The 15,985-nt window shown below is 38.3% G+C and carries 18 protein-coding genes and 1 rRNA gene; 12 read left to right on the top strand and 7 right to left on the bottom strand.

Annotation, left to right across the window (positions count from 1 at the left end; all coding sequences use genetic code 11):
* Positions 1–91 precede the first annotated feature (91 nt).
* The 3 genes from rrf to CWC11_RS09420 all read left to right on the top strand — a co-directional run bounded on the left by rrf (position 92) and on the right by CWC11_RS09420 (position 2,498).
* Positions 92–206: ribosomal RNA gene (gene rrf, locus CWC11_RS09430) — 5S ribosomal RNA — on the top strand.
* Positions 207–834: 628 nt separating this feature from the next.
* Complete coding sequence (locus tag CWC11_RS09425) at positions 835–2,034, top strand: TonB-dependent receptor (protein WP_249330713.1); 1,200 nt, start codon at positions 835–837, stop codon at positions 2,032–2,034.
* A complete protein-coding gene (locus CWC11_RS09420) occupies positions 2,034–2,498 on the top strand; it encodes a hypothetical protein (protein WP_138682485.1) in 465 nt (154 codons plus the stop codon). Before CWC11_RS09425 ends, CWC11_RS09420 begins: the two co-directional genes overlap by 1 nt.
* Before the next feature lie 76 nt (positions 2,499–2,574).
* Here the strand turns inward: CWC11_RS09420 and CWC11_RS09415 are convergent, their stop codons facing one another.
* Complete coding sequence (locus tag CWC11_RS09415) at positions 2,575–4,686, bottom strand: putative bifunctional diguanylate cyclase/phosphodiesterase (RefSeq protein ID WP_138682484.1); 2,112 nt, start codon at positions 4,684–4,686, stop codon at positions 2,575–2,577.
* Between the two features lie 264 nt (positions 4,687–4,950).
* Here CWC11_RS09415 and CWC11_RS09410 point away from each other — a divergent pair, with 264 nt between their 5' ends.
* From CWC11_RS09410 to CWC11_RS09375, 8 genes are all read left to right on the top strand, one after another.
* Positions 4,951–5,889, top strand: a complete 939-nt coding sequence (locus tag CWC11_RS09410; protein ID WP_138682483.1) for a CHAD domain-containing protein — start codon at positions 4,951–4,953, stop codon at positions 5,887–5,889.
* 22 nt (positions 5,890–5,911) lie between these two features.
* A complete protein-coding gene (locus CWC11_RS09405; protein ID WP_138682482.1) occupies positions 5,912–6,811 on the top strand; it encodes a DUF350 domain-containing protein in 900 nt (299 codons plus the stop codon).
* Positions 6,812–6,814: 3 nt separating this feature from the next.
* Positions 6,815–8,536, top strand: a complete 1,722-nt coding sequence (locus CWC11_RS09400) for a polyamine aminopropyltransferase (protein ID WP_138682481.1) — start codon at positions 6,815–6,817, stop codon at positions 8,534–8,536.
* A gap of 81 nt (positions 8,537–8,617) precedes the next feature.
* Positions 8,618–9,031, top strand: a complete 414-nt coding sequence (locus CWC11_RS09395; RefSeq protein ID WP_138682480.1) for a YjfI family protein — start codon at positions 8,618–8,620, stop codon at positions 9,029–9,031.
* A 24-nt stretch (positions 9,032–9,055) separates the two neighbouring features.
* Positions 9,056–9,748, top strand: a complete 693-nt coding sequence (locus CWC11_RS09390; protein ID WP_058548823.1) for a PspA/IM30 family protein — start codon at positions 9,056–9,058, stop codon at positions 9,746–9,748.
* A gap of 72 nt (positions 9,749–9,820) precedes the next feature.
* Positions 9,821–10,459, top strand: coding sequence for a DUF4178 domain-containing protein (locus CWC11_RS09385; protein ID WP_138682479.1), 639 nt, complete (start codon positions 9,821–9,823; stop codon positions 10,457–10,459).
* The gene (locus CWC11_RS09380; protein ID WP_058548821.1) at positions 10,456–10,776 is read left to right on the top strand and encodes a hypothetical protein; all 321 of its coding nucleotides are present in this window, start codon (positions 10,456–10,458) and stop codon (positions 10,774–10,776) included. The genes CWC11_RS09385 and CWC11_RS09380 overlap by 4 nt, the downstream gene beginning before the upstream one ends.
* Before the next feature lie 15 nt (positions 10,777–10,791).
* A complete protein-coding gene (locus CWC11_RS09375; protein ID WP_058548820.1) occupies positions 10,792–10,977 on the top strand; it encodes a hypothetical protein in 186 nt (61 codons plus the stop codon).
* 20 nt (positions 10,978–10,997) lie between these two features.
* Here CWC11_RS09375 and CWC11_RS09370 read toward each other — a convergent pair whose 3' ends face one another.
* The 5 genes from CWC11_RS09370 to CWC11_RS09350 form a co-directional block, all read right to left on the bottom strand.
* Complete coding sequence (locus CWC11_RS09370; protein ID WP_138682478.1) at positions 10,998–11,402, bottom strand: hypothetical protein; 405 nt, start codon at positions 11,400–11,402, stop codon at positions 10,998–11,000.
* A gap of 10 nt (positions 11,403–11,412) precedes the next feature.
* Positions 11,413–11,925 carry a hypothetical protein gene (locus tag CWC11_RS09365; RefSeq protein ID WP_138682477.1) on the bottom strand — a complete coding sequence of 171 codons (513 nt, stop codon included), beginning with the start codon at positions 11,923–11,925 and terminating at the stop codon, positions 11,413–11,415.
* A gap of 113 nt (positions 11,926–12,038) precedes the next feature.
* Positions 12,039–13,415, bottom strand: a complete 1,377-nt coding sequence (locus CWC11_RS09360) for a class II fumarate hydratase (RefSeq protein ID WP_138682476.1) — start codon at positions 13,413–13,415, stop codon at positions 12,039–12,041.
* 10 nt (positions 13,416–13,425) lie between these two features.
* Positions 13,426–13,791 (bottom strand): hypothetical protein, encoded by a 366-nt coding sequence (locus CWC11_RS09355; RefSeq protein WP_227006902.1) that lies wholly within the window; start codon positions 13,789–13,791, stop codon positions 13,426–13,428.
* Positions 13,792–13,892: 101 nt separating this feature from the next.
* Positions 13,893–14,078: a hypothetical protein gene (locus CWC11_RS09350; RefSeq protein ID WP_058548816.1), complete on the bottom strand. Its 186-nt coding sequence runs from the start codon at positions 14,076–14,078 to the stop codon at positions 13,893–13,895.
* 200 nt (positions 14,079–14,278) lie between these two features.
* Here CWC11_RS09350 and CWC11_RS09345 point away from each other — a divergent pair, with 200 nt between their 5' ends.
* On the top strand, positions 14,279–14,869 hold the full coding sequence (locus CWC11_RS09345) for a DUF938 domain-containing protein (protein WP_138682475.1): 591 nt from the start codon (positions 14,279–14,281) through the stop codon (positions 14,867–14,869).
* Here the strand turns inward: CWC11_RS09345 and CWC11_RS09340 are convergent.
* A complete protein-coding gene (locus CWC11_RS09340; protein ID WP_138682474.1) occupies positions 14,846–15,985 on the bottom strand; it encodes a GNAT family N-acetyltransferase in 1,140 nt (379 codons plus the stop codon). The two genes, CWC11_RS09345 and CWC11_RS09340, sit on opposite strands and share 24 nt — an antisense overlap.

Raw genomic sequence — 15,985 nt, 5'->3', positions numbered from 1 at the left:
ACTCTTAGCGCGTAGCGTTAAAGTTGAGGCACCTTGCGCAAAGGAAAAAGCAGCACTACGTGCTTGTCATTAATCCTTTGCACCTAATTTGCTTGGTGACAATAGCGTTTTGGACCCACCTGACTCCATGCCGAACTCAGTAGTGAAACGAAACAGCGCCGATGATAGTGTAGCATTTGCTATGTGAAAGTAGGACATTACCAGGCTTCAAATTGTAGAAAGCCCGACTAGAAATAGTCGGGCTTTTTTACGTCTGCAGAAAAGTAAAATACGCGCAATTAATATACACTCACAGCAACCCCCATCACGTAGGACAGGCGGGCGTGACGACTCCCGACACAACGATAGTGTAGCATTTGCTATGTGGCTCTCCGCCGCTGTGGGCACTACGACATTCTACTGCGTAGCGTACCGACTTCAAATAAGAGAAACCCGTTACAGCAATGTGACGGGTTTTTTGCTGTCTGGGGTTTAGTAAATACTAGACCCGATGCCCAACTCATTCGTAGGCTCCTCTGCATATCCTTATCTCCACTACACTTTTATCCCTAACCAGATTTCACGTGGTGAAAAGTACAGTAATACTTTTTTAATACACCCCTTTCGTTTATACAGCGTAGCTGTTTTATTTTTTAGATATTTCACAGTTATTCATCACCTTATTAAAGCGAAATAATTAACTCTGCTTTATAAAAAGTAACCATATTTGAATGCAGATTTAGATCCATGATTCCCATCATTGGCTATAGTTATTAATCATAATAATTATTTTGCTTAAATATAGTATGAAATTGTCTTTTGATTTCATCTAATGTTTTGATAGGGCTTTTTAACTTGTTGATACGAAATAAAATATTGCAAGTCTTCGCTTTTGCTATCGCGATGTATCACTTTCCAGCAAACTCTGGAGAGCTCGACTTTTCTGGTTACGCTCGAGTTATTGGTGGGTATATAGATGAAAGAAACGTTGAGTACAGAGGTTATGATAACAGCCTTAGCTTTTCACCATCTAGTTTAATTGGTTTGCAAGCTGAGTATCAGTTTAATGATAAGTGGTCAGCTACGGCGCAAGGGCTATTAAGATCTGATAGTACGACGGTCTCTGGCGAGTCTGGATTGGAATGGTTGTATTTAACCTATACACCTACAGATAAGTTGCAAATTAAAGCAGGTAAGTTACGCACGCCTTTTTTTACTATGAGTGACTTTTCCGATGTTGGTTTTGCATATCCCTGGATAAACCCTCCACAGCAAGTTTACGATACGTATTTATTTAAAACATTTAATGGTATTGATGCAATTTATAAATTTGGATCAGAAGACTTGGATGTCAGTTTAGAAGGGTATTATGGTGAAGAGTCTGGCAGTATTGGTATTGGACCATTTAAAACCGGTTTTGAAGTGGATAATTTAATTGGTGCCATAGCAAAAATAAATATTAAAAATATAGAATTCAGAGCTTCTAGGTATAACGGTCATATTAAATTAGACCTTAAATCAATTAGCAAACTTCAAGATGTGTTAGCTGATTTTGATTTTAATAAAAGTGCTGATTCATTATCTACTGAAGGCGGTGCTCATGCAGATCAATTTGGTGTTATTTACGATAATTTAGATTACTTTTTTAGAGGAGAGTGGGTAAGAATTAAAACCGAGTTAGATATAATTCCAACAATACAAAGCTATTATTTAACGGTTGGTTACAATAATGCTCCTTTCACTTATCACTTAACGTTTGCAGATAGTGATGTTGAGATTAACTCTAATCAAAATGAAATTCCTGTAGGAGTTAGCGGCGATCTGGATCAATTAGCGTTTGCTTATAATAGTGTTTTTAGTGAATCAGCCCCCGACTCACTAAAAACATGGACTGTAGGGATACGATGGGATGTATTACCTAACCTTGCACTGAAGGCTGAAATTTCTGCTTTGGAAGGAAATGAGGTGGATAATTCTTTTTTTGTGATCCCTGAAGATACTAGCTTCGATAGAAAAACGAATCTTTACCTTATTGGCTTAGATTGGGTATTTTAATGGTGCATATAAAATATTCTTATAACTTGAAAAAATTAATGTTTTTTCTAATAGCTAGTTGCTCAATCCTGTTTGTTTGCACTAAAGCCTATGCTGATAATATCGATAACACTAAAGTCATTATTGTAGTTAATACTACAGATAAAGCCTTAACCTTTAGTAAGCAACAGATTCGCCATATCTATATGGGAGGAGCTATGAGCCGTCAATTTAAAGCTATAAATTTACCTGCCGGTAATCCTCTGCGTATCGATTTTAACACTAAAATGGTAGGGCTTACCGAATCTAGAATACAAGCTTATTGGGCTCAAATGAAGTTTACAGGCCGTAGCAAACCACCTGTTGAATTTAGCACTACAAAAGAGGTTATTGAGTATCTAATGGCAGTAGAAAATGCGGTGGCGTATCTACCGTCCGGAATAAAAATACCTGACGAATTAACCGTTGTAGCACTTTCACCGTAAAGTAATACTTAATCAATTTTAGGGATTAAATCTAACGTTAGTTGCGTTAAAAATGTCTAATATAGAACAAACTTTCTCAATTTACTTTATCAGATATCTGGTGATTTACACTTAGCTCTTTAAATAGGGCTTTTGCGTGTTTAATAGCGCCTGGTAGTTTTGATATATCAACCGGTTTAGCAAAGTAATATCCCTGCATTTCATCACTACCATGTGCAATTAAGTAGTTAGCTTGAGAAGCCGTTTCTATGCCTTCACTGCAAATTTTTAAGCCTAAGCGCTTACTTAAATCAAGAATAGCTTTAAGCACGGCTGTATCTTTTTCAGAACTATCAAATTGGTTTACGAACATACGGTCGATTTTAATAGTGTCGATATCTATTTTTGTTAGATAACTTAATGATGAATAGCCTGTGCCAAAATCATCAAGAGCTATTGAGCCACCCATTTCTTTTATTTGATTAAAGAACTCATTTGAATTTTCAAAATTATCTAGGTAGCTCGACTCTGTAATTTCAAATTGAATATTAGAAATATCTACGTTGTACTTAACCAATTTACTTTTTACAGCGTTTATAAAGTTATTATCTTTAAGATCATGACTCGATAAATTCAAAGACACGAGTACATCACTGCGTATGCTTTTTTTGAGTATAGATAAATCTTTAAATACTCTTTTTATAACCCATTGAGTTATTGCTTTTATTTTACCTACTTGCTCTGCAATAGGAATAAACTCACCTGGCGAAATAAATCCTAGCTCTTGGTTTTGCCACCTGATCAGTGCTTCTAACCCAGTGGCTTCCCCGCTGGCTGACATTTTTAATTGGTAAACAATCTCAAATTCGTTCTGAGTAATAGCTTGGCTGATTAGGTTTGCGATTTGAGATTTCCGTTTATTGCTTTCTAACATTTTGTTATTAAAAACGGTGTATGACCCTTTGCCTTTTTCTTTGGAGGCATACATTGCAATATCGGCATTACCTATAAAAGTATCTATATTAAATGCTGCTTCTTTTGCGCTTGCAATGCCAATGCTTACACCTGTTGGCACATCCCATTGGTTTATAGTTAATGGCTCTTGCATCGAGTTAACTATTTGCTGTGCTATATGAATTGCTTTAGATTGATCATTTAAGTTAGGTAGCATTATCAAAAACTCATCACCGCCTAACCGAGCAATAACATCATTTTGGCGTAAATTTCTCTTTATAGTTGTTGCGACAGCTTTTAAAAGTAGATCTCCGGTTTCATGGCCTAGCGTGTCGTTAACACCTTTAAAGCTGTCTACGTCGAAAAACATAATGGCCATATCTTGGTTGTTACTTTTGCTACGTATTAATTCTTTTTTGAGCAAATTCATAAAATACATACGATTGGGTAAGCCAGTTAATATGTCGTAGTTAGCTAAATGTTCCATTGAGTGTTTTTGATCTAATAACTGAGCTGTCTTTTTTTGATTCGTTTTGATTTGTGAGTTAATAGTTTGCAGTAAATTATTAATATCTTTACCGAGCTGAGACACTTCATCATTACTCGATATTTTATATTGCAGCTGGTAATTTGTCGTTTTTTCAACTTTTTGCGTAAATTTAGAAAGCTTTAAAAGTGGGCTTAGTAGATGCTGGTATATCCAATAAGAGATAATAATTGTTAAAGCTATAATTAAAATAACAAAGGGAGCTGCGCTGTAAAATAGACTCGCTTTACTCTCATCTAATGGTTTTTGATAATCTTGAACTATCAGTAAGTAGCCCATAGGAAACTGCTCTTCGCCAATTGTTTTTACTACCACTAAACCTTGATTGGTTGCATTGACGGTGTGCGGTAAACCTTGTGGTTTTATACCGGTTAATTCAGGAGTAAAATGATCTAGCTTTAAATAATTAGGGTGCACGTAAGATTGTATAAGTTGCCAGTTAGCATCGAATACGTTCACAAATTTTATATGCTCGTATCTATCGAGCCCTAAAAGCTCTGTGGTAATAGAAAACAAATCTATTTCTTGAGACATAACACGTAACAGGTTATCAGAAATGTTTGACGACATTGCATCAAGGTTTTCTTCAACAGATTGTCGATATAAGTCTTCATGTTCATTTATAGCGAGAAAAAAAACTAAGTTTGAGCTTAGTATTATTAATAAAGTCGTTATTATAATAAATTTGTTACGAATGCTATGAAACATCTAGTCAAATCCCTTCCCGCTGTTGCGCCTTACACCTTAAAGATCTATGGCTTGTTATTTTTGTTTTATTTTCGTTGAAGGCTTAAAACTGCTTTCGTGATATTTACTAGCAAAAGAGTCATTAAGAATGCTTTTAAATTCATATAGTAAATATAGCTGCTTATTTTATTTTGGGCAGACTTACTTTGTTGCAATTTCATTCTTGGTTTAATAAGTGACCTGTGTAAAACTACCTGCGTTAATTTTGTAAATCAGGTGACATGAATGTCGAATATAAAAGCTTGGAAACTTATGAGCCTGTTTTGTTTGTTCGCAGTGCTTATGGGTTGTCAATCTAAAGAAGAGCAGTTGCAACAAACAATTCAAGAGTCTATTAAAAAGGCAGACGTTGAGCTATCACAGCTTGGTACCGCGCTTGATAATGGGAGCATACGTAATGCTGTACTTTTAAAAGAGTACGGCCAACTTCTAAAACAGCAGCAACCAGAACTAAGTAAGGTTGTTGATGTAATTACCCTTGATGCCACAAGACAAGGTGCTCTTTATAGTGGTTTAACACAGCGACTTAAAGACATTAAAGGGACTTACTTAATTCCACCCTACGAAGATACGCTCCACAGTATTGATTTACTGCGTGAAGCTGTAAAGCCTACGCTGTTTTCAGATGCGTTGACCGATCCTATTAATATGCTTGCTGATATGTCAAAAGGTAGCCTTGCTCGTATTGGTGCAATTAGCCAGCAAGCTGAAGGAGAGGGGGTTGGTAACCAAATGGTGGGTAACCCTAATTATGGAAACTGGCAAACTAATAGTAACGGGATTAGCTTTTGGCAGTGGTACGGTATGTACCGTATTTTAGGTGATGTGTTCGATCGTGTTGAATATGGTAGCTGGAGTAAGCGTCGCAAGTATAGTTATTACAATGACTATGGCCGTGCTCGTTACTCAAGCCCTAAACAAATTAAAACACAAAGCGCGCTTGAAACACGTACACGCCAATCGTACCAACGCCAAGGTAAGCAGTTTACAAGCCCATATGCGAGCAAAAAAACAGGTGCAACGGGTTTAAGCCGTAGTAGTTATACGCCACCTAAAAGCCGCAGTAGTTACTCGCGTTCGAGCAGTTATAGCAATAGCAATAGCTCAGGATCGGTACGTGATAGCGGTAGCAGAACCTCTCGTGGCGTGAGCCGTGGTAAGTAAAGAATAAGTTGGAGTTAGAAATATGTACGAATTTAATGGAATAACTATGTGGTCGCTACAAGCACTTGCGATTGATTTTGCAATTATTGTGTTGCTCTTTGTAAGCCTAAAATACATTAAAGGTTGGGTTTCAAATTTACATGCGAATGACGAGATAACAGAGCGCGATAACTTTGCTTTTGGTATTAGCTTTGCCGCAGGTTTAGTTGCTCTTGCAATTGTATTAACGGGCGTGAGCAGTGGAGCTTTTGCAGCGTCGCTTCAGCAAGAAGCACTGCAAATGCTAGGTTATGGTGTGCTAGCGATTGTATTAATTAAGTTAGGCCACTTTTTTCAAGATAAGGTAGCGCTACGTAAAGTAAGCCTACACGATGAAATTGTTAAAGGTAATGTAACTGCCTCTGTAATTGATTTTGGTCACGTAGTGAGTGTTGCTATTGTTATTCGCTCTGCACTTTTGTGGGTAGCAACAGAGGGCTGGCACGGTCTGCCAATTGTAGTGGCAGCATTTATTATTGGCAGCTTTGTATTATTACTAGTAAGCCAATATCGCGTGCAACTATTTAAACGCACTAATAAAAGCGGTGACTGCTTACAACAAGCAATTATTGATGGAAACTTAGCTGTAGGTATTCGCTATGCTGGTTTTTTAATTGGTAGTGCATTGGCAATTACTGCAGCAACAGGTATTGCACCTTATGCAGCCGATAACATAAATGCAAGCTTGCTTTACTGGGCTGTTAGCGCAGTTGTTTGCTTAATTGCATTTATTATTTTGCACTTAGTGACAATAAAAATTATTTTATCTGGCTGTGATATTTCAGATGAAGTAAATCGCCAAAAAAATGTAGGCGTAGCTACTATTTCTGCAGCGGTATCGTTTGCTGTTGGTATTACTATGGCAACTTTATTAGGCGCATAATCAGTGTCATTAACTAACACTAGCCCAAGTAAAGCACGTTTACTTGGGCACGATATATTACTTATTACGGTTATGGCCATACTCGCAGGGTGTGGCCTTATTTATGAATACTTACTTTCGCATTACGCAGGGCGTGTACTTGGCTCTGTAGAAAGCGCAATTTACGCCATGATTGGCACGATGATAGTGGCTATGGGCTTAGGTGCTTTTTTAGCTCGTTGGTTTAAAGATGCATTTACCGCTTTTGCTTGGCTAGAAAGTATAATTGCATTAGTTGGCATGGGCTGCATTTTAGCTATTGCTGGTGTGATTGCTGTAAGTTATTCGCTCCCTCATTTATTTTCTAGTATTTTTAATTTACCTCCCGATGTTGTACTTAACGGCTATGTATTTCAAAAGTTGCAAGAGTGGTCACGATTCCTTCCTTATGTATTTGGTTTAATACTGGGTTTATTTATTGGTATGGAAATACCATTAATAGCGCGTATTCGCCAACATGTGTACGGGCGGTTTTTAGAAAACAACGCAGGAACAATTTACGGTGCCGATTATATTGGCGCAGGTATTGGCGCGGCTATTTGGGTAAGCATTATGCTCTCAATGCCTATAATGCAAGCTGCAGCGTGGACAGCACTTTTTAATATAATCGCAGGGCTTGCCTTTTTATGGCGCTACCATACGCATGTGCGCTTTGCTAAAGCACTTTTAGTTTGTCATATAGTATTGCTGGCATTATTTGGGTTTATTTTAGTGCTGGGTAGTAGTTGGATGAATAGCTTAAGTAACGTGTTATATAAAGATAAAGTTATTTACTCTCAAGCCACTAAGTACCAGCATGTAGTGTTAACCGAACGCTTAAGTAAAAATCAGCCAGAGCCTATTACTGATTTATATTTAAATGGGCGCTTGCAGTTCTCAAGTATTGATGAGCAAATATATCACTCGATGCTGGTTTATCCGGCAATGCTTGCCTCAAACAGGCACGACCGCGTATTAATTATTGGTGGTGGCGACGGGCTTGCCCTTAGAGATGTTTTAAAATGGCCTGTGAGCGAAGTAACGCTGATTGATTTAGATGCTCAGCTGCTTAATTTATTTGGGCATAAAGACGGTGATTTTACGCCCCCAGAGCCTATTAATAAACGTCTATTAAAGTTAAATAATAAATCTATGCAAGACTCGCGTGCACATATAATTGTGGGTGATGCATTTTTAGAGGTTGAAAAATTACTCGATCAAAGTAAGCAATTTGACACTATTTTAATTGATTTACCCGATCCTAATCATCCCGATCTTAACAAAATGTACAGTGACTATTTTTATAACCATGTACGTCAACTATTGGCACCTGATGGTGCAATGGCAGTTCAATCAACCTCGCCTTATCATGCTAAAAAAGCGTTTTTAAGCATAGCCAAAACGGTTAAAGCAGCAGGGTTTAGTTATGTTGAGCAATATCAGCAAAATATTCCTTCGTTTGGGCAATGGGGCTGGACTATTGCCACTAAAATGGGTCAACCCGCAAGTGGACGAATTAAAAACATAAGCGAAATGCCTGTGCCATCTAGGTGGGTGAGTAAAGAATATTTACTGGCAAGTTTTGTGTTTCCTAACCAATATTTTGAACAAGTTAAAAGTATTGAGGTCAATAGGTTAGGCTCTGGTCAGTTATACGATTATTACCGTACAGCTTGGCAAATAGAAAGCGAATTGTATAAAAATTAATAAAACATGGTTGACATAATATGTCGGTCGTGCGAATCTTAACTCAGACATAATATGTCAAACGACAAAAAAGGCAGAGACATGGAATTAAATGAACTTTCAATAAAATTAGCTTCTTTTGAAACTGAAGGCGCTAACTTTGAGTCTTTCTTGATTGCCAACCCAGGTGAGCAAGATGTTTTACAAGTCATTGTTGACGGAAACGATGAGCTTCCAATTTTTGTTACGCAAACTCAAGAGCAGTTGTTATGTATTAGCTACTTGTTTGGCGAAGAGGAAGTAAAAAGTGAATTACGCAACGAGTTAAACGAAACACTATTACGTTTAAACGTGCCAATTCCACTGAGTGCATTTGCTAAAATCGATAACAAATACGCGATTTTTGGTGCACTGTCGGTAAATTCATCGTTAGATGACGTTACCCACGAACTAGTGACATTAGCTGACAACGCTATTGACGCACTAGAAGCCGTGACCTTGTATTTAAACGATTAGTAACTAGTTAGTGGAGTTAAGATTATGAGTATTTTAAAAAAATTATTTACAGCAGTACGTGGCGGCGCTCGTGAAGCAGGCGAAGCAATTGTAGATGCAAACGGTATTCGCATTTTTGAACAAGAAATTGCAGATGCACAAAATGCACTTCACCGTGCTAAAAAAAGCCTTACAGAAGTAATGGCTAAAGAAATGCAAACTAAGCGTAAAATTAGCGCTGTTGATGCATCAATCGCTGAGCACGAAGCGTATGCAGGCCAAGCACTTGAAAAAGGTAATGAAGCCCTAGCATTAGAAATTGCCGAAAAAATTGGTGACTTTGAAGCTGAAAAAGCTGAAAACGAGCAAGTATTATCTGGTTTTAGCAATCATATTGTGGCGCTTAAACAACAAGTTAAAGACGCTGAAAAGTCGATTAAAGAAAACCAACGTCAGCTTACTATGGTTAAAACCACAGAAAGCGTACAACAAGCTACTATGGCTGTTAACAGCACGCTTAATACTAATAGCTCGTCTATGACATCGGCTCGTCAGTCTCTTGAGCGTATTAAGCAACGCCAACAGGATCGTAGCGACCAGCTTGGTGCTGCAAAGCAACTTGAGTCGGACGTAAATGGCGACGATTTAAAAGCAAAAATGGCTGAAGCCGGTATTGGCGATACAAGCCCAAAAAGTGCTGATATTTTAGCGCGCATTAAAGCCAAGCAAAACGGCTAATAGTTAGTACATTATTTACAAAAGGTAATTAAGCTTAGCTTAGTTACCTTTTTTGCTTAGGGATGCCTCATTATGTTTAATTTTTTCAAATCTAAAAAAGAGCCAGAACGTCAGCTTAATCATGCAAGCGAGCTTAAAAAAGGCGATATGTTTAGTGTTATCGACTCATTTGCATATCCGTCGTGGTTAAAAGGTGAAACGTTACGCGTTATTGATATTCAAACATACCAATATCAGCACAGTAGTGAAACTGAGTTTGTGCTTGAGACCAACAGCGGACAGGTTGTATTTTTACAAATTGAGCAAGATGATGGTGAGCAGTTTGCTAACTTTTCAATAAAAATTCAGCGTGATGAAGTAGAGCAAATATTTGGATTAGACGACTTTGCGCGTATTTTTGATGAAGAATCATTAACTAATATCCAGGTGCAAAACACACCCGAGCGTTTTATGCAGTTTTTAGCTAAAAGCTATCAACAAAGTGAATCGCCATACGTGTGCTACTTTCATAATAAAGACTTTCGTGGCCAGTCACTACCGCGCTATGAGCAAGAAGGTGGTGAACCATGTGAAATGATTTGTTTAGCATCGCCTGACGAAGGGCATGGTTTAAATATCGAAATATGGGATGGTGGCGAAACAGAAGTTTCACTAACGCTTACGCGCCCAATCACCGATATCGTCGACTTATTTCCAGGAGATGCTAAGTGAGTGATGCTAAAGATAAGTGGTTACGCCAAGAGCAAGCCGTGCGTGCCACACAAATGGCATTTGATTTAAGTAGCGAAGTACAAAAGTCGATAAAAAAACAAGCCATCGATCAAGAGCTCACGCCATCAGACATGATCCGTAAAATTTTAGGTTTGGACGTAAAATCTAAAAAAACACGCCAGCGTTTATCGTTTAATTTAAATGACGACGAAATAGCGCAACTTGCAACGCGGTTTGATGTACAAAGCGATGATAAGCGAGCCGTAAAGCAACAAGTAGCAGAGTTATTAATTGCTCATACTAAAAACACTAAGTAGTTAATTTAGTTTTATATGAATATTATTTTAATTGCTTACTTAATTATTTTTGCTTTATTTGGCACAGCTGCAAGTTACTTTGTGCGATTTATTTATGCGTATTGGGTGCTTAAGCAAATGCCAATGAAATACATCATTAAAGCGGGAGTGTGTGTGGTGATGGTGTTAATAATTTCAGCGTTAATACCTTTTATAGGTTAACGCTGAAATTGACGTTTAAGCTATTTAATATCAAACGACTGGCATTGCTTATTAATACATAACGATTGCACTTCAAGTACAGGAGAGCAATCGGTTAAGCCTTGCGCTTTATTTTGTATCTCTTCTTGTTTTGTTATTTGTTGAGCAAGCTGTTCCGCTTCTTCTTGAGAGGTGTTTAGCGTTGAATAAACCGCGTATTTACTCGGTCCACCGCATGCGCGGGCGCCAACTTCAAGGACTTTGCATTGAAAGCTCGCGGTGCAACTATTATTGCTCACCATGTTATTCAGATCGTAGTTTAAGTCAGACAAAGTTTTGCTTTGTTCATTACTTGACGTTGCCGTGCTGGCACAGCCACTTAGTAATAAAAAGCTGCTAGCAATGCTTATAATTGATAGTTTAACTGCCGATGGTAAACAACTCATAACGTTATCCTTAAAATGCACTTACCGCTGAGCCTTCAAGTTTAACACATTTATTTTCAACACACTGCGTGCTTGGTGTTGTTAAATGCTGACAAATGCTCATCATTTCATTTTGAGCATTGTAGTGGCTTTCAAGAGACGTGATTTTTTTACTTTGTGCTAAAACGTCAGCTTCATTAGCGGTTTTAGTTGAGTAAACAGCAAAGCTACTAGGGCCGCCACATGCACGACTGCCAACAGGAGTAACCCTACACTGCTCACTGGTGTCGCATTGATTATCAGCAATAAGCGAATTTAACTCGGTTTTAGCTGTTTTTATATCCTCAACAGATACTTTTTTTAACTCGGTATTTGAAAGTTTTTGTGCTGCTGATTTTGAGTGTTCTTTTTTATTTTCAACAAGCGTTGTTTGCGGTACTTCTTTTAATTTATTTTGAGTAGTTTGCTCAGTATCGGCTGATGTTGTTTCTAGGCAAGCAGTTAAACAAAGCGGTAAAAGTATGGCTAACAATGGGGTACGCATAACAAACCTTAATAGTGATGAAATATTCATCACTATCATACACGGTGCATTTTTTACGGCAATAAAAACTATATAATCAAGTAATTAAAGCCGTATTTAGATTTTTTAAAAAACTACAAGCCACCTTGTGTGAGCTTAGTAGGGTTTAGTAGTTTTTCGAGCTCTTCGCGTGGTAAGTCAGTTTCTTGCTCGGCTACATCGATAATAGGTCGGGCTTCTTTGTAGGCTTGCTTAGCTATTTTTGCGGCTTTTTCGTAACCGATCACCGGATTAAGCGCTGTAACTAAAATTGGGTTTTTAGCCAATGCTTTGTCTATATTGGGTTGGTTAACTTTAAAGCTCGCAATAGCTTTATCTGCAAGGGCTTGTGCGCTATTAGCAAGTAGCTCAATACTTTGTAAAATATTATGCGCAATAACAGGTAACATCACATTCAGCTCAAAATTACCGGCTTGGCCTGCAACGGTAATAGTTGCATCGTTTCCTATTACTTGAGCACTTACCATGGCTGCCGCTTCTGGGATCACCGGATTTACTTTACCCGGCATAATAGACGAGCCTGGTTGTAGTGCTTCAAGCTCTATTTCGCCAAGACCAGCAAGTGGACCTGAGTTCATCCAACGTAAGTCGTTTGCTATTTTCATTTGTGCTACCGCGAGGACTTTTAACTGCCCTGAGAGCGCTACAATGGCATCTTGCGAACCAATATTGTAAAAAAAGTTACTGCTTGGTTTAAAGCTTATACCCACATTTGCGCTTAAGTTTTTAGCAAACTTTGATGCAAACTCGCCATCTGCATTAATACCGGTACCAACAGCTGTACCACCTTGAGCAAGCTCACATACTCGCTCTAAGCTATGGCGAATGCCTGAGGCTGCGTTGTTTACTTGTGATTGCCATGCACTGAGTGTTTGCTCAAACGTAACGGGCATCGCATCCATTAAATGTGTACGGCCTGTTTTAACTATTGCGCCAACTTCTGCCTTTTTTTGCTCTAAGCTTTGCGATAGTTTTTCAAGTGATGGTAGTAATTCATAAACTACGTTAATGGCACTACTAAGGGCAATGGCTGTAGGGACTACATCGTTAGAGCTTTGCCCCATATTTACGTCATCATTAGGATGAATTGACTCATTACCAATGCGAGTTGCAAGCGTTGCGATGACTTCATTGGCATTCATGTTAGAGCTTGTACCTGAGCCGGTTTGGAAAATATCGACAGGGAAGTGCTCATAATGCTCGCCATCAATAATTTGTTGGCAGGCTTGCTCTATGGCCGTCGCTTTACTTTTACTTAAATGATTTAGCTCAAAATTACTCTGTGCAGCGGCTTGCTTAATGTAAGCAAGCGCCGTAATAAATTGCTTGGGCATTGTTAGGCCGCTAATTGCAAAGTTATTTACTGCGCGTTGGGTTTGCGCTTGATATAAAGCATCAGCAGGTACTTGTAACTCGCCCATACTGTCTGATTCTGTTCTAAAGTTACTCATATTTTACTCCTTAAAAAGGGTTGAATTCGTGACTAAGAACGCGCGCTTCACGTTCAAGTAATAAAAACTTGGCTGTGTTGTTATGCGTTTTGTAATAACGTTTTAATGCCAGTAATGGTTTATATAACTGCTCAAGGCACTGTTTGCGAATGGCATTGTGTATTAGAGGGTCGCACATTTTGTTGATAATTTCATATAGTGTGCGTTTTAAATAAAGCTCTTGAAGTAGAGGATTGCGTTGTTTTTCAAAACTTTTAGCTAAGCTTAGAGCGGTTTCGATGTAGTTTGCCACGAGCATAGGGGCATGAAGGCCCGGACGTAAGCAATGACATGTTAGTTCATGATGATAATTACGCAGAGCGTGATCTGAAGACATAAAAAAACCGACTTAAGTTAACGATAATAGTTATCATTACATTTAATCGGTTTCAGTGTAAACAGTTATTGTAAAAATTATTTACGGGTTTAAGTTTAGTATCAATTGTAGCCAAGAATGAATATTTGGTCTGTTTCATGTTTTTTTAGCGCCTGTTGATTTTGGTTACAGTGAGAAAGTAAATCGATTACAGTGGCTCTACTATCACAGGCGCTACTAGGCTTTTCTATGTTTTTTTCTGTTACTGAGACAACAGCGTCTACAGCAGTGTATGGGGGTAAATGCATAATATTAATCCTCTCTATGTAATAAAAGTTGAGCCTTTTTAACGCTCACTATTAAAAAAGCATAATATATACCAATAAAACAGCTAACTTTTAATTTATTGATAAGTATAAAAATTTTATTTTTTAGGGTTTTACTAAGTACAAAGTAATCAAAATTTGCTTTACTGTTGTGCATTAGCCTACAACTTTGGTGCAAACCTATGACAAAGCCATTTTCACAAGCGTGTGAAAACAACAAAGCTCCTATTTTGGCGCAGTTACAAAAAGCATTTAAATCAAGTCGCAGTGTGCTTGAGATTGGTTCTGGTACGGGGCAGCATAGCGTGTTTTTTGCCGAACAATTACCTCACTTACAATGGTATACAAGCGATCGCGCTATAAACCATGAGGGGATCAGCTTATGGCACGCCCAGGTAAGCCTCAATAATTTACACGCACCACTTACGCTTGATTTAAACCACGATTGGCCGATTGATAAAGTAGATGCAATATTCACGGCAAATACGTTTCATATAATTAGTTGGCAGTTGGTAGAGCGTTTTTTTGACGGAGTTAAGCGCCATTTAAATAACGAAGGTATGTTATGTATTTATGGGCCGTTCAAATACCAAGGTAAATTTACCAGCCCAAGTAATGATGACTTCAATACGTTTTTAATAGATCGCGACCCGTTAAGCGGGATAAGGGATTTTGAAGCAGTTGAGGGCTTGGCAAAACAGGCTGGACTTTCGCTTATTAGCGATACAGCCATGCCAGCAAATAATCAGTTACTCATTTTTAAACGGCAGTAACTCAGCACACTGATCTTTATAGATATGAATGTGTTGGCGTTCTCTTTTAAGGTAATCACTAATAGCATTACTAAAGTCGCCATCAACAATGTGGTGAGCAGAGTAGGTAAGTACGGGCTCAAACCCGCGCGCTATTTTATGCTCACCTTGCGCCCCAGAATGAAAGCAGCTCAGGTTATGCTTAATAGCAAACTCAATACCTTGGTAATAGCACAGTTCAAAATGCAGTGAATCAACTTCTTCGTTTGCACCCCAATAGCGCCCATAAAGCGTGTTTTCGCCAATTAAACTAAGTGTTGCTGCAATTACTTTATCGTCTTTTTTTGCGAGCATAATAACGAGTTGTTCGCTCATTAGCGCATGTAACAGTATAAAAAATTCCATATTTAAATACCCTAAATGCCCAGAACGTTTTAAATAAGTACGCTGATAAAATTCGCAAAAAAGCTGCATGATTTCGGGGGTTATTTGCACGCCATGTAGCCATTCAATGGTTATATTTTGCTGGACTATTTTAGCGCGCTCTTTTTTAAGTGTTTTACGTTTTCGCGCAGTTAAGGTCTGTAAAAAGTCATCAAAGGTATTAAAGCCTTTGTTAAACCACTGAAACTGCACACCCACTCTTTGCATTACTCGCTCTGTACAAAGTGAATTTGCCTGTGCTTGTTCACAAAAATTTATATGCCAGCCAGACCAACTTTGATCAATGCTGTGTGTGTTTAGCAGCTCTTTTATGTAGTGATATACCAAGTCGTGATCATTGTGCTCTATGGCAATTCGCTTACCTTCAATAGGGCTAAAAGGCACACCACATAGCCACTTAGGGTAATATTCTAACCCGTGTTGCTCGTATGCTTCTGCCCATGCCCAATCAAATACGTACTCTCCGTATGAATGGCTTTTTAAATACCCAGGCGCTAATGCAATGAGTTTATTATTTTCATACACCGCTAGGTGCTTAGGCTGCCAGCCTGTTTGCTCATTTACGCATTGGCTTTGCTCCAAAGCATATAAAAATGCGTGGCATGTAAAGGGCTCGCTGCCAAATAAGCGTTGCCATTCATTGGCATCTATTTGATTTATGCTTGTAAACCATTGGTGCGAAAGAGCACTCAT

It is taken from the genome of Pseudoalteromonas sp. S3178 (genome assembly GCF_005886985.1).
Taxonomy (GTDB): domain Bacteria; phylum Pseudomonadota; class Gammaproteobacteria; order Enterobacterales; family Alteromonadaceae; genus Pseudoalteromonas; species Pseudoalteromonas carrageenovora.
Note: the sequence above shows the minus strand (reverse complement) of the source record. Positions and strands in the feature narration are given on the sequence as shown.